Annotated in this window: 17 protein-coding genes and 1 tRNA gene; 12 read left to right on the top strand and 6 right to left on the bottom strand. The window is 71.6% G+C overall.

Annotation, left to right across the window (positions count from 1 at the left end):
• Nucleotides 1-70: 70 nt before the first annotated feature.
• Nucleotides 71-146 (top strand) — tRNA-Trp (locus ACX28W_RS23715).
• A 15-nt stretch (nt 147-161) separates the two neighbouring features.
• Here the strand turns inward: ACX28W_RS23715 and ACX28W_RS23720 are convergent.
• Entirely contained in the window at nt 162-1010 is an 849-nt protein-coding gene (locus ACX28W_RS23720) for a hypothetical protein (protein ID WP_459001264.1), read from the bottom strand.
• A gap of 83 nt (nt 1011-1093) precedes the next feature.
• Here ACX28W_RS23720 and ACX28W_RS23725 point away from each other — a divergent pair, with 83 nt between their 5' ends.
• Entirely contained in the window at nt 1094-4456 is a 3363-nt protein-coding gene (locus ACX28W_RS23725) for a hypothetical protein (protein WP_459001265.1), read from the top strand.
• Nucleotides 4457-4488: 32 nt separating this feature from the next.
• Here ACX28W_RS23725 and ACX28W_RS23730 read toward each other — a convergent pair whose 3' ends face one another.
• The 3 genes from ACX28W_RS23730 to ACX28W_RS23740 all read right to left on the bottom strand — a co-directional run bounded on the left by ACX28W_RS23730 (nt 4489) and on the right by ACX28W_RS23740 (nt 8334).
• Entirely contained in the window at nt 4489-5466 is a 978-nt protein-coding gene (locus ACX28W_RS23730; RefSeq protein ID WP_459001267.1) for an acyl-ACP desaturase, read from the bottom strand.
• A 225-nt stretch (nt 5467-5691) separates the two neighbouring features.
• Entirely contained in the window at nt 5692-6468 is a 777-nt protein-coding gene (gene ddaH / locus ACX28W_RS23735; RefSeq protein ID WP_459001268.1) for a dimethylargininase, read from the bottom strand.
• Nucleotides 6469-6645: 177 nt separating this feature from the next.
• Complete coding sequence (locus ACX28W_RS23740) at nt 6646-8334, bottom strand: ABC-F family ATP-binding cassette domain-containing protein (RefSeq protein ID WP_459001270.1); 1689 nt, start codon at nt 8332-8334, stop codon at nt 6646-6648.
• A gap of 302 nt (nt 8335-8636) precedes the next feature.
• Between ACX28W_RS23740 and ACX28W_RS23745 the strand changes: the two genes are divergently transcribed.
• Entirely contained in the window at nt 8637-9314 is a 678-nt protein-coding gene (locus ACX28W_RS23745; RefSeq protein WP_459001272.1) for a GOLPH3/VPS74 family protein, read from the top strand.
• Between the two features lie 97 nt (nt 9315-9411).
• Complete coding sequence (locus ACX28W_RS23750) at nt 9412-10245, top strand: isocitrate lyase/PEP mutase family protein (RefSeq protein ID WP_459001273.1); 834 nt, start codon at nt 9412-9414, stop codon at nt 10243-10245.
• A 7-nt stretch (nt 10246-10252) separates the two neighbouring features.
• On the opposite strand, the gene ssgD is transcribed toward ACX28W_RS23750, so the two are convergent.
• Nucleotides 10253-10669 carry a spore wall synthesis regulator SsgD gene (gene ssgD, locus ACX28W_RS23755; protein WP_459001275.1) on the bottom strand — a complete coding sequence of 139 codons (417 nt, stop codon included), beginning with the start codon at nt 10667-10669 and terminating at the stop codon, nt 10253-10255.
• 248 nt (nt 10670-10917) lie between these two features.
• Between ssgD and ACX28W_RS23760 the strand changes: the two genes are divergently transcribed.
• The 5 genes from ACX28W_RS23760 (at nt 10918) to ACX28W_RS23780 (ending at nt 14284) form a co-directional block, all read left to right on the top strand.
• Nucleotides 10918-12006 (top strand): WD40/YVTN/BNR-like repeat-containing protein, encoded by a 1089-nt coding sequence (locus ACX28W_RS23760; RefSeq protein WP_459001276.1) that lies wholly within the window; start codon nt 10918-10920, stop codon nt 12004-12006.
• Between the two features lie 62 nt (nt 12007-12068).
• Nucleotides 12069-12395: a plasmid stabilization protein gene (locus ACX28W_RS23765; RefSeq protein ID WP_459001278.1), complete on the top strand. Its 327-nt coding sequence runs from the start codon at nt 12069-12071 to the stop codon at nt 12393-12395.
• 23 nt (nt 12396-12418) lie between these two features.
• A complete protein-coding gene (locus ACX28W_RS23770) occupies nt 12419-13177 on the top strand; it encodes an endonuclease V (RefSeq protein ID WP_459001279.1) in 759 nt (252 codons plus the stop codon).
• Between the two features lie 62 nt (nt 13178-13239).
• Nucleotides 13240-13386 (top strand): morphogenic membrane protein MmpA, encoded by a 147-nt coding sequence (gene mmpA / locus ACX28W_RS23775; RefSeq protein WP_459001280.1) that lies wholly within the window; start codon nt 13240-13242, stop codon nt 13384-13386.
• Nucleotides 13387-13504: 118 nt separating this feature from the next.
• A complete protein-coding gene (locus ACX28W_RS23780) occupies nt 13505-14284 on the top strand; it encodes a helix-turn-helix transcriptional regulator (RefSeq protein WP_459001281.1) in 780 nt (259 codons plus the stop codon).
• On the opposite strand, the gene ACX28W_RS23785 is transcribed toward ACX28W_RS23780, so the two are convergent.
• Nucleotides 14256-15452, bottom strand: a complete 1197-nt coding sequence (locus tag ACX28W_RS23785) for a saccharopine dehydrogenase family protein (RefSeq protein ID WP_459001282.1) — start codon at nt 15450-15452, stop codon at nt 14256-14258. The genes ACX28W_RS23780 and ACX28W_RS23785 overlap by 29 nt on opposite strands.
• Before the next feature lie 103 nt (nt 15453-15555).
• Here ACX28W_RS23785 and ACX28W_RS23790 point away from each other — a divergent pair, with 103 nt between their 5' ends.
• From ACX28W_RS23790 to ACX28W_RS23800, 3 genes are all read left to right on the top strand, one after another.
• Nucleotides 15556-15936, top strand: coding sequence for an MmcQ/YjbR family DNA-binding protein (locus ACX28W_RS23790; protein ID WP_459001284.1), 381 nt, complete (start codon nt 15556-15558; stop codon nt 15934-15936).
• A gap of 120 nt (nt 15937-16056) precedes the next feature.
• On the top strand, nt 16057-17208 hold the full coding sequence (locus ACX28W_RS23795; RefSeq protein ID WP_459001286.1) for a CaiB/BaiF CoA transferase family protein: 1152 nt from the start codon (nt 16057-16059) through the stop codon (nt 17206-17208).
• Nucleotides 17205-18347, top strand: coding sequence for an acyl-CoA dehydrogenase family protein (locus ACX28W_RS23800; RefSeq protein ID WP_459001287.1), 1143 nt, complete (start codon nt 17205-17207; stop codon nt 18345-18347). Before ACX28W_RS23795 ends, ACX28W_RS23800 begins: the two co-directional genes overlap by 4 nt.
• The last annotated feature ends 4 nt before the right edge of the window (nt 18348-18351 follow it).

Raw genomic sequence — 18351 nt, forward strand, 5'->3', positions numbered from 1 at the left:
ATCTCCCCCAGTGCCTCCTTGGTACCAGGTCCCACTGACATCGGGCCGAGGATTACCTTGGTCCCCAAGGGCGGGGCCGTAGCGCAGAGGCAGGCGCACCGGTCTCCAAAACCAGAACACGCTGGTTCGAATCCAGCCGCCCCGCCCCCCTCTTGCCGGGCTCAGGCGATGGCACCGGCTGTCATCACCAGCTCCGGAACCGTCCCGTAGTACGTCCCGGTCAACTGGGCGAGCACGGCCCAGGCGTTCTCACGGTCGCCCAAGTGGTCCCGTACGAGCGGCCGCAGCGCGTCCTCGGCCTCCCGGACGCGGGTCGGGAACATCATCCGGCCCAGGGACAGCACACGGAGCACCTGGCTCGCGGGGCTCGAGGACATCGCGTACCGCGCGGGACCTTCGATGACGCCCGCCTGCCGCACCCGATGGGAGAACTTCGCGTGCGAGCCGAACTGCGTGCGCAGCGCGGGCGGACAGTCGGGGCGCACGGCGAGCGCCCAGCGCGCGTACCCCGGCAGCGGACGCTCCAGGTCCGCGGCGGCGACCGCCTGCCAGCCGAGGCGCCCGAGAACCATGGACGCCGCGCTCCTGGCCGGTCCCATGGACGTCGACGCCCGCAGCGCACCGATCAGCCCGTACCGGCTGAAGTGCTCGGGCACCGGCGGCTCCGGCTCGTCGCGCAAGGCCTTCGCCACCCGTACCGCACCCTTGCGGCCGGGACCGTGGGGAATGCCCCGTACGACGGCTCGGCGCATCGCGTCGTCCGCCGACATGTGCCCCCACACGACGGCGTTCAGTTCCGGCTCGTCCTCCTCCAGCATCCACAGGAGGACGGAGGACGGCACGGCCGTCCGTTTCCAGGACGCGTACAGCACATGGCGCATGCGCTCTTCCTCGTCGGCGTCGGGCGGGGGCGGCAGCCCGATCCGCCACCGCACCAGCTCCGCGTCGTCGGACCCGATCAGACCCAGCAGGAACCCGACCGCCCGTCCCGACGTGCTGTTGTCTTGCATGGGCGCATGATTCCGCAGCGGCCCGGCGGTCCGCACGGTAAATGAGGTACGCCGCATGGCTTTCAGCAGGCAGAATCCCCCGCATGTCCCGCACCCCGCAGCAGTACGCCGAGAGTCTGCTGAACGTCCTCGATCCGCTGCCGTTCCCGCACCGCATGCGCGAGCTCGCCCTGATGGTCAGGGAGGTGGCGCCGCTGCGGCCGGTTCTGGAGGAGCTCGAAAGCCGCGGACCGTACGGTCGCGGAATCGCCGTCGTCGCGGCGTCCGTCGTCCGGGACGCCGAGTGGATCGCGGACCGCATCGCCGACCCCGACAGCTTCGTGCGCGGACACGCGCTGCGCGTCGCCGACAGCCTCCAAGTACCCGACTCCGCCTACGAGTCGGCGCTCGACGACGCCCCGGAAGTGGTCCGCAGACAGCTGCTGGGCGCGATCGTCGCGGGGCGGCGGACCGCGCTCGCCGACCGGCTGCTGGAAGGCCTGCGGCAGGCTTGGGGCGACGCGGACGCGGCCCGGCTGCTGCCCGGCTGCGCCCCGGAGACGGTCGCCCGTCTGCTCCCCGAACTCTTCCACGCCGTCAGCGGGTGGAAGACACTCGCCAAGCGGCATCCCGGCCCGCTTCTCGACGTCGCCGAAGGGGAGTTGACGGCGCTGCCCGAGGCTTTGCGGGCCACCTGGTGGGGCCGGTACGCACCGGGCGTCGCCGCCACGGTCCCAGCGGAGCCACTGCGCGTGCTGGACCTGCTCGAACGCTTCCGGCCGGGCGCCGTTCCCCACCTGTTCCACGACCACTTCGGAGCGTTCGCGGCGGCCGACGCGAGCCGCTTCCTGAAGCTGCTGCTCACACCGGGCGAAATCGCCGCGCGCCGCAGCCGGGCGCTGGGCCCCACGGTGCTGCGCAGACTGGCCCGCTCCGGCGCGCCCGAACTCGCCGCCTACGGCCGGGTCTTGGCCGAGTGGGGCGATCTCGCTCCGCTCCTGAAGGCGCTGCCGCCCGCCCGACGCCACGCCTTCTACCGGAGCGCGGAGGAAGACCGCGGAGCCGGACACGCCACCATCGACACGGTCATCCTCGAAGTGCTGCCGCGCAGTGGTGTCGCCGAGGAGGCCCGACGGATGGCCGCCGTCGCACGCGAACACGGCGCCCGCTGGAACTCCCTGCTGCTCGCCGAGTCCTACCTGCCCGTCGCCGAGGTGCGCGAACGGCTCGTCGAGGCCACCCGGCGCCCGGCCGCCGAAGACCGCGCCGAGGCCTGGCCGTTGCTCATCCGCAACGCCGCCCGCTCCGGCGACCCCGCGGCCGTCACCTCCGTACTGGAGGACATGGGACGGCTGCGCAACGAGCAGGATCCGGTCCGCTCCGCCGCGCTCCACGCCCTGTCCGGGGTCCGGCCCGCGCTGTTCACCGAGGACGCCGAACCGCACCTCGACCGGATCGCCGCGGACGCCGTCGAGGCCCGCGACTCCTCGCCCGCCACCCGGCAGCACCTCAGCAGGCTCGCCCTCGCCGTCCTGCGCGAGCACGCGGCGGGCGGGCGTCGGGAGTTGGTGAACTGGGCGCTGCGCACCCTGGTCCGGATATCCGGCAGCACCGGCGGCGCCGACCTCGGCCGACTCGACGCGAGGCTGCGCCGCGGCCAGGAGCACCAGGTGTACGAGGCGCTGCGCCCCTGGATCGAGGCGGGCGCCGAGAAGTCCGACTACAGCCTTGCCTTCGCGCTCGCCCGCGCGGTGGGGCGCCGCGCCGCCGGCATGCCCGAGCTGCAGGAACTCCTGTGGCAGGCGATCCGGTACGGCAACGACACGACCGTGCGCAGCGCGGTCGAGCTGTGGTTGGAGCCGCCCGCGACCCGGGACGAGCGGGTGGCGCGCATCCTTGCGCTCGAACCGTCCACGGGTGCGCTGTGGACCGTCCTCCAGGTCGTCACCCGGCGCCGCACCGATCTGCTCGACCTGCTGCTGGCCGACGCCCCGCCGTACGGGCGCTTTCTGACCAAGGGCACCCCCTGGACCGTACCGGTGGACCGCGACGTACGGCGTTGGGTACCCCGTCAACAGCTCGCCGTCGCCCGGCAGTTGGCAGCGAAGGCCGAGGACGCCGGGCTGCCGCTGTACCAGCGGGCCGCGGCCCTCACGCAGGGTGCGCTCGTCCCGGACACGGGCGCCGATCTCGTACGTCACTGGACGGATTCCCCGGACGTGGTGCTCGCCGAAGCGGCGCTGGCCGCGCTCGCCCGCACCGACCGGCCCGCCGACACGCTGCCCGAGCTGCTGGCGCACGCGGGCACGGAGCGGGCGCGGGTCGCCGTGTACGCGGCCACCCAGGCGTCCCGGTACGCGGCGCCGTCGCGCCTTGCCGAGCAACTGCGCGCGATGCTGTTCGCGCCGCGTGCCAAGGTGACCAGCCGCAAGGAGGCCGCCCGGCTCGCCGCCGTGCGGCTCCCGGTGCCGCGGGCGGCGGCGCTGCTGACCGAGGCGTACGCGGCGCCGGACACCCATGTCGACGTCCGCGCCGCCATCGTGGCCTTCGCGGGCGGCCTGCTCGCCGAAGAAGCGGTGTGGGGACTGTTGCGCGACGCCGCCGGCGCCGAACCGGTGCTGCGCACCGCGGTCCTCCGGGTGTCCCCGTGGGACCTGCCCGAACCCCACCGCGAGCGGTACGCCCGGCTGGTACGCGACGTGTCCGCCACCGGCGACCCGGAGACCGCCGGACTCGCCTTCGACGCCCTGGCCCGCTGGGCGCCCTGGTCCCCGCAGGCCCCGACGGTCCTCGCCGACGCCATCGCCGACCTGACGCAGCGCACGAACTGGCGCGCGGCGGCGAGCGGTCTGGTGACCGCGGCGGCGGGCTCACCACGCGGTGGCCTGGCGCTGGAGCGGGCGCTGAGGGCGTTGGCCGAGGCGGAGACCGCTGCGCAAGGTGACGGGTATGCCGATGCCGACGAGCGGCGCGATCGACCGGCCCGGCAGCGCGTCGACCACCTCGTCGCGGGCCTCGCCCGGGAGGCCAGGGTGGTCCCGGGACCCATCCGTCCCGTGGCCCTCGCCGCTGGTGCACTGCTCGCCGGGTACGACGCCTTCGTACCGCAGGCGGCCGCGATCGCGGTGTTTCACCTGGATCTGGACACCGGACCGGTGCGGCTGGAGCGGCTGGCCACCCTCACCGAGGGCCGGCCGGCGCTCGCCGTCCGGACCGCCAAGGAGCTGGGGCAGCGGTTGCAGAGCCGGCCGTCCGAGGGGGATCCCGAGGTGCTGCTGGCCGCGGTACGGCGGTTGACCGCTCACGGCGGGTACGGCGAGGGTCTGCTCGCCGTGGCCGTCACGGAGGCGATGGGCGCCCGCACGGGCTGGGCCGCCCCTTGGCGGGAGCGGCTGAGAGCACTGCGCCGCCACCCGGTGGCCGACGTGCGGGACGCGGCGCTGGACCAGGTGACGGCGTACGAGTGAAGAGAAAGAGGGGGGGGTGACGGGGGGCGGTACTACGCGCTCGCGCGTGCCGCCATCCGTGCCTTGCGGGCCGCGAGCTTCTCGTCGAACTTCGCGGCCTCCGCGTCCAGCCCGCCCATGAAGAGGCCGAGCTCCTCCTGGGCCTGCCGCCCCTCGGGGCCGAGGCCGTCGATCTCCAGGACCTTGAGGTGGCGCAGCACCGGCTGCAGCACGTCGTCGTGGTGGATGCGCATGTTGTAGACCTCGCCGATGGCCATCTGCGCGGCGGCCCGCTCGAAGCCGGGCATGCCGTGACCGGGCATCCGGAAGTTGACGATGACGTCCCGCACGGCCTGCATGGTCAGGTCGGGGGCGAGCTCGAACGCGGCCTTCAGCAGGTTCCGGTAGAAGACCATGTGCAGGTTCTCGTCGGTCGCGATGCGCGCCAGCATGCGGTCGCAGACCGGGTCGCCCGACTGGTGGCCGGTGTTGCGGTGCGAGACGCGGGTCGCGAGCTCCTGGAAGGCGACGTACGCGACGGAGTGCAGCATCGAGTGGCGGTTGTCCGACTCGAAGCCCTCGCTCATGTGCTGCATGCGGAACGCTTCGAGCTTGTCGGGGTCGACGGCGCGGGAGGCGAGCAGGTAGTCGCGCATCACGATGCCGTGGCGGCCCTCCTCGGCGGTCCAGCGGTGCACCCAGGTGCCCCAGGCGCCGTCGCGGCCGAACAGCGAGGCGATCTCGTGGTGGTAGCTGGGGAGGTTGTCCTCGGTGAGGAGGTTGACGACCAGCGCGATCCGGCCGAGCTCGGTGACCTTGGACTGCTCCTTGCCCCAGGCCTCGCCGTCCTCGAAGAAGCCGGGGAAGTTACGGGCGTCGCCCCACGGCACGTACTCGTGCGGCATCCAGTCCTTGGCCACCTTCAGGTGGCGGTTGAGCTCCGTCTCGACCACTTCCTCCAGCGCGTACAGCAGCCGAGCATCGGTCCAGGCGGCGGACGGGCTGCCAAGGTGGGGAGAAGTGATCGTCACGGGTACTCCAGGGGACGGGAAAGTACTGAGCGGGGACGAAACCTACGGCATCGTAGGCTACGAAACCGTAGGTTACGAAACCGTAGGTTAAGCGCAGCGTAAAGAGTGCCTGATCAGCGGGGGTACTCAAGGGGGCGCGGCGCACCTTTGGGCCCGGCCGGGACCGCCATGGACCCGCCCCGCGCCCGCGGATTCCGAGGCCGGACGGCCGTCGCGGTCACTCGTTCAGGCGTACAGCCCGCGAAGTCGTACTGAGAGGCATGTCACACACCCTTCGAGCTTCTCGAACTCGCTGATGTCCACCAGAACCGGTTCGTGGCCGAGGTCCGCGAGCAGTTCCGCGGACTTCGGGGCACTCGCCGCCATCAGCAGCTTTCCGCCGCCGAGCAGCACGACGTGCGCCCCGGACTCCTCCGGCACCGGCAGGAAGCGCGGGAACAGCGACGGCGTGTCCACCAGCGGCTCATGCCCGATCACCGTGCCGTCGGGCAGCGCGGTGACCGCCGACTTCAGATGCAGCACCTTGCTCACGGGTACGGCGACGACCCGCGCCCCGAGCGGTTCGAGGGCCGCCCGCAGCTGCTGGACCCCGGCCGCGTTGGTGCGCCCGCCGCGGCCCACGTACACCGTGTCGCCGACCTTCAGGACATCGCCGCCCTCCAGGGTGCCCGGCTCCCAGATCCAGTTCACCGAGCAGCCCAGCCGGGCGACGGCCTCCTCGACCCCGGCGGTCTCGCCGCGCCGGGACTCGGCGCCCGGGCGGGAGATCAGCGCGACGTTGCGGAAGACGACCACGGTGTCCTCGACGAACACCGAGTCGGGGCAGTCGTCGGCCGGATCCACCTCGACGGTCTCCCAGTCGTGCGTGCGCAGCGCCTCCGCGTACGCCTCCCACTGCTCGACCGCCAAGTCGACGTCCACCTTCTCGCGCTCGATGTGCGTGACCAGCCCCTCGGCGAGACGGGGGCTGGGCCGGCGGATGAGTGCTTTCTGGCTGGGCACGAGGGAATCTCCGAATCGGCAGGGGGCGTCGGCGCAACATCATGCAGCGCCGCCCGCGCGCGCAAAAGCCCCTACCTCTGCCGGGCGTACGGCGCCCCCGGACGGAGATGGGGCAACGCCCGAATCAGACGCGTGGTCGCCCCTGGGACCGAGGTTAGACAGCCCCCGGGCCCGGCGCTATGTCGGATACCCGACAGCTTCCGGCGTGGTTTCTTTCAGTTCTCCTCCTTCCAGCAGCAGCCAGCGTGTGATTCCGATCGACTCCAGGAACGGCACGTCGTGCCCGGCGACGATCAGCGCGCCCTCGTAGGACTCCAGTGCCGTGGTCAGCTGCCGGACGCTCGCCATGTCGAGGTTGTTCGTCGGCTCGTCGAGCATCAGGAGCTGCGGCGCGGGCTCGGCCAGCAGCAGTGCCGCGAGCGCCGCCCGGAAGCGTTCGCCGCCTGACAGCGTCGCCGCCCGCTGGTCGGCCCGCGCCCCCTTGAACAGGAAGCGGGCGAGGCGCGCCCGGATCCGGTTGTTGGTGGCGGCCGGCGCGAAGCGGGTCACGTTCTCGGCGACGGTCAGCTCGTCGTCGAGGACATCGAGCCGCTGCGGCAGGAACCGCAGGGGCACATGGGCCCGCGCCCCGCCGGACACCGCGTCCAGCTCCCCGGCGATCGTCCGCAGCAGCGTGGTCTTCCCCGCGCCGTTGCGCCCGATCAGCGCGATCCGCTCGGGCCCGCGCAGGTCGAACACGCCGTTCACGCGTGCGCCGTACCTCAGCTCCAGGTTCTCCAGCGTGAGGACGGTGCGGCCCGGCGGCACGGCCGTGTACGGCAGGTCGACGCGGATCTCGTCGTCGTCCCGTACGGCCTCCACCGCGTCGTCGAGACGCTCCTTCGCCTCGGCGAGCCGCTCCTCGTGCATGATGCGGTGCTTGCCGGCGGACTCCTGAGCCGCCCGTTTGCGCGCACCCATGACGATCTTCGGTTCCCGCTTCTGCTCGAACATCTTCTGCCCGTACCGCTTACGTCGGGCCAACTTGACCTGGGCATCGACCAGTTCGCGTTTCTGCTTCTTCAGGTCGGCCTCGGCGACGCGCACCATGCGCTCCGCCGCCTCCTGCTCGCCGGCGAGCGCCTCCTCGTACGCGGAGAAGTTGCCTCCGTACCAGGTGACCTCGCCCACCCGTCTCCCACCGCCACCCTCAACCGAGGCGCTTCGCGCCGCCCCCCTTCCTCGGTGCAGATCCGCGATCTGGTCGACCAGGTCCAGGAGTTCGCGGTCGTGGCTGACCACGACCATGACCCCGGACCAGGCCTCGACGGCTGCGTACAGCCTCCGCCGGGCGTACAGGTCGAGGTTGTTGGTGGGTTCGTCCAGCAGCAGTACGTCCGGTCGGCGCAGCAGCAGCGCGGCCAGCCGCAGCAGCACCGACTCGCCGCCCGACAGTTCGCCGATGGTGCGGTCCAACTCGATGTGCCCGAGCCCGAGTTCGCCGAGCATGGCGAGTGCCCGCTCCTCGACGTCCCAGTCGTCGCCGACGACCTCGAAGTGCTCCTCGGCCACGTCGCCCGCCTCGATGGCGTGCAGCGCGGCCCGGGTCGCTGCGATGTCGAGCGCCTCGTCGACCCGCAGACCGGTGTCGAGCGTGACGTTCTGCGGCAGATAGCCGATCTCACCCGCGACGCGGATCGTGCCGTCGACCGGGGCGAGTTCGCCGGCGATCAGCTTCAACAGGGTTGATTTTCCTGATCCGTTGGAGCCGATGAGACCGGTCCTGCCGGGGCCGAAGGCGATCTGGAGGTCCTCGAAGACGGTCCTGCCGTCCGGCCAGACGAAGGAGAGGGAGGTACAGGTGATGGAGGTGGGGAAGGTAGACATAAAGGCCTCGCGGATGCTGGGTGCGGTCAGGGGCACGCGTTCGGGACACCGCGAGGTGGCTGACGACGATCCAGGCCGGAGGGAAGGAGGAAGGCCCTGTACCGGAGGACGGCTCGTACGCCGAGGTCGCACGCTGCGCACACAGGACCGGAGAGAGCCGGCTGTGTGTGACGCGGTGTCTCAGACCTCAGACGAGCAACGTCCTTCTCCGATCGACGACAACAGGACCGCTCTACACCGTAGGAGCGGCCCTGGAGGCTGTCAAAGGATTAACGTGGCCCCGACGACGCGAAGGAGATTCCGTGCCGAACGGCTCGCTCTCGCTCCCTGTTCGGCTCTATCTGCTGGCCTGGGACACCACGAGGCTCAAGGTCACCGGTGCGACTCACCTCCACCACCTGGTGCGCGCGGGCGCCCTCACCGAACTGGCCCAGCGCGGACTGCTCACCGATGTGGACGGCATCGCCACGCCGGTCGACCTCGATGCCCGCACGGGAGACGTCGTGCTCGACGGACTCCTGGAACTCGTCGAGGAGTCCCGGCCGCGGAAGTGGAAGGCGTGGGTGACGCTGCGGGCGCACGTCACCCTGGACGCCGTGCGCGCACAGCTCGCGGCCGAGGGATACCTGCGGGCCGAGAAGAAGCGGGTGCTCGGGCTCTTCCCGTCCGTGGACTACCAGCTGGATCGGGTGACCGCGGTGGACGCGCTTCAGGAGGAGGCACGGGAGGTGCTGCACGGCCCGGTGCCCGTCGCCGAGATCACCGACCGGGATGCGGCACTCGTCGCCCTCGCCGCCGCGGCCGAACTCCGCACCCTCGCCCCGGGCAAGGAGCGCAGAGTGCACAAGCAGCGCATCGAGGAGCTGACCGACCGCAGCGGAGCGGCGGCCCCAGCGCTGAAGCAGGTCATCCAGGAGGTGCGCACGGCGGTGATCGCGGCGGCCACGACGGCGTCGACGACGGCGGCGACCAGCGGCTGAGCGGTACGACGGGAGGGGAGCAACCTCCGGGCGCCCCCCCACGTACAGGTCGCATTCCTGCCAGCCCCGAGCGCGCACCCGGTGATGGAATCGCCCCATGACGAACCCGAACCCCCGCCACGAAGCCGCCCTCGCCTTCCGCGCCCTGCACGTGCCCGGGCGCCCGCTCGTCCTGCCCAACGCCTGGGACACGGTGAGCGCGCTCCTGGTCGAGGAGGCCGGGGCCGCCGCCGTGGCGACCACCAGCGCGGGGCTCGCCTGGGATCTGGGTACGGCGGACGGGGACCGGCTGGACAGGGACGGGGCCGTCCGCGCCGTGGAGCGGATCGCCGCCGCGGTCCGGGTCCCCGTGAGCGCGGACATCGAGAGCGGCTACGCGGACGACGCCGCGGGTGTAGGGGACACGATCCGGGCGGTGGTCGCGGCCGGTGCCGTGGGAGTGAACATCGAGGACGCGCTGTATGACGGGCGTGGCCCGCTGCGCCCGGTCGCCGAGCAGGCGGAGCGCATCGCCGCGGCACGCGCCGCGGCTGAGGCGGCAGGCGTGCCGGTGTTCATCAACGCCCGCATCGACACGTATCTGCGGCGCGCGGGAGGGGTCGAGGAGACCTTGGAGCGGGCCGCGGCCTTCCTCGCCGCCGGAGCGGACGGGATCTTCGTCCCCGGGACCGTCGACCCGGCGACGGTCACGTCACTCGTAGCGGGCGTCGAGGGCCCGCTCAATGTGCTGGTGGGCCCCGACGCGCCGCCCGTCGCCGAGCTGGCCGCGCTCGGCGTCGCCCGGATCAGCGCGGGTTCGAGCATCGCTCTGGCCGCGCACGCCGTGGTCCGCCGCGCCGCGCGGGAGCTGCTGAGCGCGGGGACCTGTGACTCGCTGCGCGGTGGGCTCGACTACACCGAGCTCAACTCTCTGGTGGGCGGCAGTCGCTGACGGGAGCTCAGCAGGTGCCCCGCATCAGCTCCGCCAGGTCGTGGTCCAGATCCACTTGCAGATGCTCGAGCCCGACGGGCACCAGTTCGGTGGTGCGCCGCAGGAAGTGCTGCAATTCGCCCGAGCGCACATGCACCACGGCAGTGCCCTCGACGGCGTGGAACTCCAAAACGGTGCGGTCGTAGCCGTACGGCCGCACCCGTACGTCGCCGTACCCCACCGCCTCCTCCATGCCGGACGCGAGCAGCTCGCGTGCGAACGTCCAGCAGACCTCCACGCCCTCCAGCGTGGCCGGGGCGGGGAAGGTCATACGGATGGCGAAGGGGTCGCGTCGGTCGTACTGGAGCGTTGCGGGAATGCTCGGCATCCGCGGCGCAGCGGCGACGAGTCGGGCCTCTACGGGCTGCTCGATGACGGTGGACAACGCCTTGCTCCCTTGTGACGGCTGGACGTACTCCGGGCGGATGAGGCCAGGCAATTGAAGAGACGAAAGAATGGGCCATCAAGTGCACCTGCAACCCGAGTGACCTCTGTCACCGAGTTCATTCACTGCGATGATCCCTTTCCGGTCCCGTCATGCCGGGGATACCGAAGAGGACACCCACGGAGGTCTCCGGGTTCCCGCGGAGGGCATCTGGACGGCGCCCAGGGAGTGGGCTACCTTCGCCCGCCATGAGGGGCTTGGGGAAGTCGAGACGTACGAGTCGGGCGGTCACCGTGGGACTGTGCGCGGCAGCGTTCGCCGCCGCGCTCACGGCGCCGCCCGCGCAGGCGCACGAGGCGGGGAAGGCGGCCCACTGGGAGCTCAAGGACAGCGGCACGGACGTACGGTTTCGCGGCCTGTCGGCCGTCACCCGGGACACCGCCTGGGTGGCGGGCTCCAAGGGCACCGTGCTGCGCACCACCGACGGCGGCGCGAGCTGGCGAAACGTCTCGCCGCCCGGCGTCGCCGAGCTGGAGTTCCGGGACATCGAGGCGTTCGACGCGCGGCGCGCCGTGGTCCTGGCCATCGGCGAGGGTGAGGCCTCCCGGGTCTTCAGGACCGACGACGGCGGCGCGACCTGGACGGAGTCCTTCCGCAACACCGACGCGAAGGCCTTCTACGACTGTCTGACCTTCTTCGACCGGCGCCACGGGCTGGCGATGAGCGACCCCGTGGACGGGAAGTTCCGCATCCTGTCCACCAGCGACGGCGGACGTTCCTGGAAGGTGCTGCCCAGCGACGGAATGCCCGCGGCGCAGGACGGCGAGGCGGGCTTCGCGGCGAGTGGGCAGTGCCTGGTGAGCGCGGGGCCACGTGATGTGTGGCTGGCCACCGGTGGGGCTGCACGCGCGCGCGTGCTGCACTCCTCCGACCGCGGACTGACCTGGAAGGCGACCGACACGCCGATCCCGGCGGGCGACCCGGCGCGCGGTGTCTTCGCCCTGGCCTTCCGTGACCGCGTCCACGGCCTCGCGGTCGGCGGCGACTACCGAGCCGACCAGGCGTCACCCCGGGCGGCGGCGCGCACCTCCGACGGCGGCCGCACCTGGACCTCCGCCGCCCAGCCGCCGCCCGCGTACCGCTCCGGTGTCAGCTGGCTCCCGCACAGCCACACCGCCGCACTCGCGGTCGGCCCGACCGGCACCGACCTCACGACCGACGCCGGCCGCACCTGGCACACCCTGGACACCGGCTCGTACGACACCGTCGACTGCACCTCCGACCTGGGCTGCTGGGCCTCCGGCGAGAAGGGCCGGGTGGCACGCCTGGAACGCTGACCCGTGCGGTGTCGGTCCTGAGGCGACGGGTACTCGTGTGGCGAAGGGAGTAGTGATCAGCCATGCCCCGTGGATCGAGCCCCAAGCGGGAACGCCAGTACGAACACATCAAGGAGAGCGCGCTCGACAGGGGAGAGAGCAGCGAACGCGCCGAGGAGATCGCCGCGCGCACCGTCAACAAGGAGCGCGCGCGGTCCGGCGAGTCGAAGACGGCGAGCCGCACGTCCACCGAGGACATGTCGTCCGGCAGGCGCGGTGGCCTGCGCTCCCACCAGGGCGCCCAGGGACCCACCTACGACCAGTTGTACGAGGAGGCCAAGCGCCGCAACATCCACGGCCGCTCGGACATGAACAAGGAGCAGCTGCGGCGCGCACTCGGCGACAAGTGACACCCCGTACGCTCGTCACCACCATGAAGACCGTCACGAATACCGCGATGAACACCGCTTCTCACACCATACGGATTCCCGCGGGCTGGCCCGCGACCGAGGAGCAGGCCCTCGCTGTGCAGGACGAGTTGCGGGGGCGAGTGGTGCTCGACGAACCGGGACCGCGGCCCGGCACCGGCAGGGTGACGGGGGTCGACGTGGCGTACGACGACGAGCGCGACGTCGTCGTCGCCGCGGCCGTCGTGCTCGACGCGGCGACCCTCGACGTAGTCGCCGAGGCCACCGCCGTCGGACAGGTCTCCTTCCCGTACGTTCCCGGACTGCTCGCCTTCCGCGAGATCCCGACCGTGCTGGCCGCGCTCGAAGCGCTCCCCTGCGCGCCGGGGCTCGTCGTCTGCGACGGCTACGGCCTGGCCCACCCGCGCCGCTTCGGCCTCGCCAGCCACCTCGGCGTGCTCACCGGGCTTCCCACCATCGGGGTGGCCAAGAACCCGTTCACCTTCTCGTACGAGGAGCCGGGCGCTCGGCGCGGCAGCACGTCCCCGCTTCTCGCGGGCGAAGGCGGCGGTGTCGAGGAGGTCGGCCGCGCGCTGCGCACCCAGGACGGCATCAAGCCGGTGTTCGTCTCGGTCGGCCACCGGATGAGCCTCGACAACGCGTGCGCGCACACCCTCGCGCTCGCCCCGAAGTACCGCCTGCCGGAGTCCACCCGCCGCGCGGACTCTCTCTGCAGGCAGGCCTTGCAGGAAGCAACTGCCTCAGGGACCCCACCCGTTGACTGAGTACGTTCTCTGAGTACCTGTACGGATGTGGTGCCGTCGCCATGATCGGCAGGCTGTACCCCATGACGACCCACCGTTCCCCGAAGCCCGCCGCCACCGCCTCCCAGCCGGTCGAGCGTGTCGTGATGGCCGCACTGGTCCTCTCCGTGATCGCCGGACTCGCCTGGATCGGCGGGATGATCTACACGGTGCTGGGCTGGCCTTTGTAGGCACCTCTGCGGCTGTAGGCACCTCTGCGGCGGGAAGCCCCACGAAGAGCCCCACGAGAGCCCACGAGAAGCGTCGCTGATGAGCTGAGGTTCCCTGGGCGATCCTGGGTTTTCCTGGATGCGGGGAAGCGGTCCGTCGTGCTGGGCGGGGTGTGGGCGCCTGCCGGTGGACCGTGGGCCGTCGCCGCCGGGTGCGGTGCGGGTGCTCATCGTGTGCGGTACCTGCCGCCTGTGGCGCTGCCGGCTGCGGCGATTCGGAGGCTGCGGTATCCGCCCCGCCGGACGCTTTCCGCTCCGGTGTGGACCCGGGCGGGGCGGGGACCCTGCGCCTCGTCGCGTCGGCTATCGCATGGGGTCCGGACGGGATCGGGTCATGGAGGTCGATCCATGGGCCGTCGTCGTACGCGACGGCCGCTGGTTCCTCCTGTGCTGGTCGCACACGCGGAACGCCCGACGAGTCCTTCGCGTCGACAGGGTGGTCGCGGTCGACGTCCTCGCGGACACGTTCATCCCGCCGGCCGACCTGGACCCCGTACGCACCCTTGAAGAGCACCTGTCCGAGGGCTGGAAGTACCGGGTGGAGGTCGTCATCGAGGCACCGGTGGCCATGGCCGCCCGGTGGCTGCCGCGCAGCCTCGGCCACCTCGAAGCGCTCGGCCCCGAGCGCAGCCGCCTCCTCGCGACCACCGACGAGCCCGAGTGGTACGCCCGACAACTCACCGCCCTTCAGGCGCCCTTCCGCATCGTCGATCCCCCTGAGCTGCGGGAGGCCGCGCACTTGCTGGGGCAACGCCTCCTTGATGCCGCTGATCTCCTGGCCGATGCGGGAGGGGCCGCATCGGTCCATGAGGCGGCCGGGCGCGCGGTCCCTACCGGGAGGCAGCCACCCGGAACGTGATCCCCGCCCCGCGAAGTCGTTCCATGAGCGCGTCGCCCATCGCCACCGCCGTCGTGACCTGCCCGGCCGTCTTCGGCAGGTCGTCGAAGGCGAGGGACAGCGCGGACTCGGCGAACATCTTGGCCGTCTCGCCGTAGCCCGGATCACCGCCCGCGACCTCCGTGAACACCCGGCGTCCACCGCCCTCGCCCACGAACCGCACCGAGAACCAGCTCTTCCTCCGCAGCGCGGCACTCGGCCCCTCGCCGGGCTTGATCCGGTCGGACAGCCAGCGCCGCGCGGGCGGCAGTTGGGCGGCCGCGAACACCGTGCCGACGGCGGCGACCCCGCCCAGGGCGATCGGCAGCCGCTCGACGGCCGCGTAGTGGCGGTAGCGGAAGTCGGGCCCGTACCGCTCCAGGGCCCGCGCCGAACGCAGCACCACCTGCGGGTCGATGGTGGGCAGCGGCACCGCCCACGCCCCGACCTCCTTGGCGAACCGTGGCGCACTCGTCGGCGCGGACGCCCGCCGCCCCACGAGCCGCGGCTCGTGCCGCCCGCGATCCCGCGCCGCGGCCAGGATGTGCCGCCCGCGTGCGAACTGGTTGAGCGCGGAGGCGAACGTGCCGCCCGAGACCATTCCCTGGGCGCGCACGAATCCGTCGACCCGCAGGGGCACGCCCTCGGGAAGCTGCCGCACCGTGAAGTACGCGCCCAGGTCGTGCGGGACCGAGTCGAAACCGCAGGCGTGCACCAGCCGCGCCCCGGTCTCCCGCGCGCGTGCGTCGTGCCGGACGTACATCAGGTCCACGAACTCGGGTTCACCGGTGAGGTCCAGATAGTCGGTGCCGGCGTCGGCGCAGGCGGCGACCAGTTCCTCGCCGTAGGTGATGTACGGCCCGACGGTCGTGGCCACCACGCGCGCGCGGCGGGCGAGTGCGCGCAGCGACGCCGGATCGGAGACATCCGCCCGGAGTACGCCGGGGGCGTCTGCCCGGAGTACGCCGGGTGCCCCGGCCAGCCGCTCCCGCAGCCGCTCCAGCTTGTCCTCGCTGCGCCCGGCGATCGCCCAGCGCAGTCCCTCGGGCGCGTGCGCGGCGAGATACTCCGCGGTGAGGGTTCCGACGAATCCCGTGGCTCCGAAGAGCACGATGTCGTACGCGCGATCCGTCCCGTTCAGCCTGCTCATGACACCCCTCTGCCGTGCGCGAAGCGCCGTTGTCGGTGGCTGAGGCTAGCGTGAGGTACGAGCAGCCGAACGATGAGGTCGTACGAAGAGGTCGGAGGTAGCCGTGGCCGTGCCGAGGAACGCCCTGAAAAAGTGGGAGAAGGTGCGCGAATTCGCCCTCGGCCTGCCGGGCGCCGCCGAGGAGTTCCCCTGGGGCGAGACCGTCGCGAAGGTCAACAAGAAGGTGTTCGTCTTCCTCGGCGTCGACGACGGCAGCTATCCGCTGGGCGTCACGCTGAAGCTCAAGGACGACGCCGCGCACGCCCACGCCCTGACCTCTCCTGGAGCCGAGCCCGCCGGATATGGCCTCGGTAAGTCCGGCTGGGTCCGCATACCCCTGGCGGAGCGGGGCGCTCCGGCCGCGGAGCTGCTGTGCGACTGGGTCGAGGAGAGTTACCGCACCGTCGCACCGAAGAAGCTGATCGCGGAGCTGGACGGGCGCTGACATGCCCGGCGTGGCCCTGGAATTTAACTAAGCGCTTGCTCGTTCAGGGCTTGCCCGAAGTGGAACACGTTCTTAACATCGCTGATGTCACATCAGCAGTGTCACAGTGCTGGGGGCTTGATGACAGAGGCAACGACGCCGGGGCACGGCCCGCTCTTCGGGGTGCGCGTGGTCGAGCTGGCCGGCATCGGGCCCGGCCCGTTCGCCACCATGCTCCTCGCCGACCTCGGCGCGGACGTCGTCCGCGTGGACCGGCCCGGCGGCACCGGGCTCGGAATCAATCCGGAGTACGACGTCACCAACCGCAACAAGCGGTCGGTGCTGATCGACCTCAAGGCCGAGGACGGCCCGGCTCGCGTCCTGGACCTGGTCGACCGCGCGGACGTCCTCGTCGAGGGCTACCGGCCCGGTGTCGCCGAGCGCCTCGGCGTGGGCCCCGCGATCTGCCACGCCCGCAATCCCCGGCTCGTCTACGGGCGCATGACCGGCTGGGGCCAGGAGGGCCCGCTCGCCCAGCGCGCAGGGCACGACATCGCGTACATCGCCCCGACCGGCACCCTCGGCATGATCGGTCGACCGGGGGAGCCACCCACGGTCCCCGCGAACCTCGTCGGCGACTACGCGGGCGGCTCGCTCTATCTCGTCGTCGGCGTCCTCGCCGCGCTCCACCACGCGCGCGCGACCGGCGCCGGACAGGTCGTGGACGCGGCCATCGTCGACGGTGCCTCGCACCTCGCCGCGATGATCCACGGCATGGTCGCCGCAGGCGGCTGGCAGGACCGGCGCGGAGCCAACCTCCTGGACGGCGGCTGCCCGTACTACGGGACGTACGAGACGGCCGACGGGCAGTACATGGCGGTGGGCGCCCTTGAACAGCAGTTCTACGACGAGTTCGTCGAGCTCCTCGGTATCGAGGAGTACGCCTCGGCGCGCAAGGACCTGTCCCGCTGGGGCGAGCTCAGGGAGGCCGTCGCCGCCCGCTTCAAGACCCGTACGAGGGACGAGTGGACCGCGGTCTTCGCGGGATCCGACGCGTGTGTGGCCCCCGTCCTGTCTCTGCGCGAGGCCCCCTCCCACCCCCATCTCGCCGCCCGCGGCACCTTCACCGACCACGGTGGCATCACCCAGCCCGCCCCCGCACCCCGCTTCTCCCTCACCCGTACCTCCGTCCGCAGCGGCCCGGCACAGCCGGGCGCCGACACCGCGGCCGTGGCGCACGACTGGGACGTACCCCGACTGATGAAGGACGGCCCGATGGACGGAAAACCATGAAACGTCAGATCTTCGGCCCCGAACACGACGCGTTCCGGGAGACGGTGCGCACGTTCCTCGCCAAGGAGGTGCTGCCCCACTACGAGCAGTGGGAGAGGAACGGCATCGTCTCGCGAGACGCCTGGCGCGCGGCCGGGAAGCAGGGGCTGCTCGGACTCGCCGTACCGGAGGAGTACGGGGGCGGTGGCAACGCGGACTTCCGCTACAGCGCCGTACTCGCCGAGGAGTTCACGCGCGCGGGAGCCGCCGGGCTCGCGCTCGGGCTGCACAACGACATCATCGGGCCGTACCTGACCGGCCTGGCCACCGAGGAACAGAAGCGGCGCTGGCTGCCCGGCTTCTGCGACGGCTCGCTGATCACGGCGATCGCGATGACCGAGCCCGGGGCCGGATCCGACCTCCAGGGCATCAGGACGCATGCCGAGGACCGGGGCGACCACTGGCTCCTCAACGGCTCCAAGACCTTCATCTCGAACGGGATCCTCGCCGACCTCGTGATCGTCGTGGCGAAGACGACTCCCGAAGGCGGCGCGCACGGCCTCTCCCTGCTCGTCGTCGAGCGCGGCATGGCAGGCTTCGAGCGTGGCCGCAACCTCGACAAGATCGGTCAGAAGGCCCAGGACACCGCCGAGTTGTTCTTCCACGACGTCCGCGTGCCCAAGGAGAACCTCCTCGGCGCGCTCGACGGCGCCTTCGTCCACCTCATGACGAACCTCGCGCAGGAGCGCATGGGCATCGCCGTCGCCGGGATCGCCGCCGCCGAATTCCTGCTCGAGATCACCACCGAGTACGTCAAGGAGCGCGAGGCCTTCGGACGGCCGCTGTCCAAGCTCCAGCACATCCGTTTCGAGATAGCCGAGATGGCCACCGAGTGCGCCGTCACCCGTACGTTCCTCGACCGCTGCATCGTCGATCACTCGAACGGGGAACTCGACGCCGTGCACGCCTCGATGGCCAAGTGGTGGGCCACCGAACTGCAGAAGCGGGTCGCGGACCGCTGTCTGCAACTGCACGGCGGATACGGCTACATGGCGGAGTACCGCATAGCCAGGGCCTTCACCGACGGACGCATCCAGACCATCTACGGCGGGACCACCGAGATCATGAAGGAGATCATCGGCCGTTCCCTGCTCGGCTAACCCT

The sequence above is a fragment of the Streptomyces sp. SD15 genome (assembly GCF_054462255.1).

Coding starts and splice junctions, on each gene's coding strand:
- ACX28W_RS23760 (WP_459001276.1), top strand. CDS start 10,918: ATGAGGGGCTTGGGGAAGTCGAGACGTACGAGTCGGGCGGTCACCGTG.
- ACX28W_RS23800 (WP_459001287.1), top strand. CDS start 17,205: ATGAAACGTCAGATCTTCGGCCCCGAACACGACGCGTTCCGGGAGACG.
- ACX28W_RS23785 (WP_459001282.1), bottom strand. CDS start 15,452: ATGAGCAGGCTGAACGGGACGGATCGCGCGTACGACATCGTGCTCTTC.
- ACX28W_RS23765 (WP_459001278.1), top strand. CDS start 12,069: ATGCCCCGTGGATCGAGCCCCAAGCGGGAACGCCAGTACGAACACATC.
- ACX28W_RS23780 (WP_459001281.1), top strand. CDS start 13,505: ATGCGGGGAAGCGGTCCGTCGTGCTGGGCGGGGTGTGGGCGCCTGCCG.
- ACX28W_RS23740 (WP_459001270.1), bottom strand. CDS start 8,334: ATGTCTACCTTCCCCACCTCCATCACCTGTACCTCCCTCTCCTTCGTC.
- ACX28W_RS23750 (WP_459001273.1), top strand. CDS start 9,412: ATGACGAACCCGAACCCCCGCCACGAAGCCGCCCTCGCCTTCCGCGCC.
- ACX28W_RS23795 (WP_459001286.1), top strand. CDS start 16,057: ATGACAGAGGCAACGACGCCGGGGCACGGCCCGCTCTTCGGGGTGCGC.
- ACX28W_RS23720 (WP_459001264.1), bottom strand. CDS start 1,010: ATGCAAGACAACAGCACGTCGGGACGGGCGGTCGGGTTCCTGCTGGGT.
- mmpA (WP_459001280.1), top strand. CDS start 13,240: ATGACGACCCACCGTTCCCCGAAGCCCGCCGCCACCGCCTCCCAGCCG.
- ACX28W_RS23770 (WP_459001279.1), top strand. CDS start 12,419: ATGAAGACCGTCACGAATACCGCGATGAACACCGCTTCTCACACCATA.
- ACX28W_RS23725 (WP_459001265.1), top strand. CDS start 1,094: ATGTCCCGCACCCCGCAGCAGTACGCCGAGAGTCTGCTGAACGTCCTC.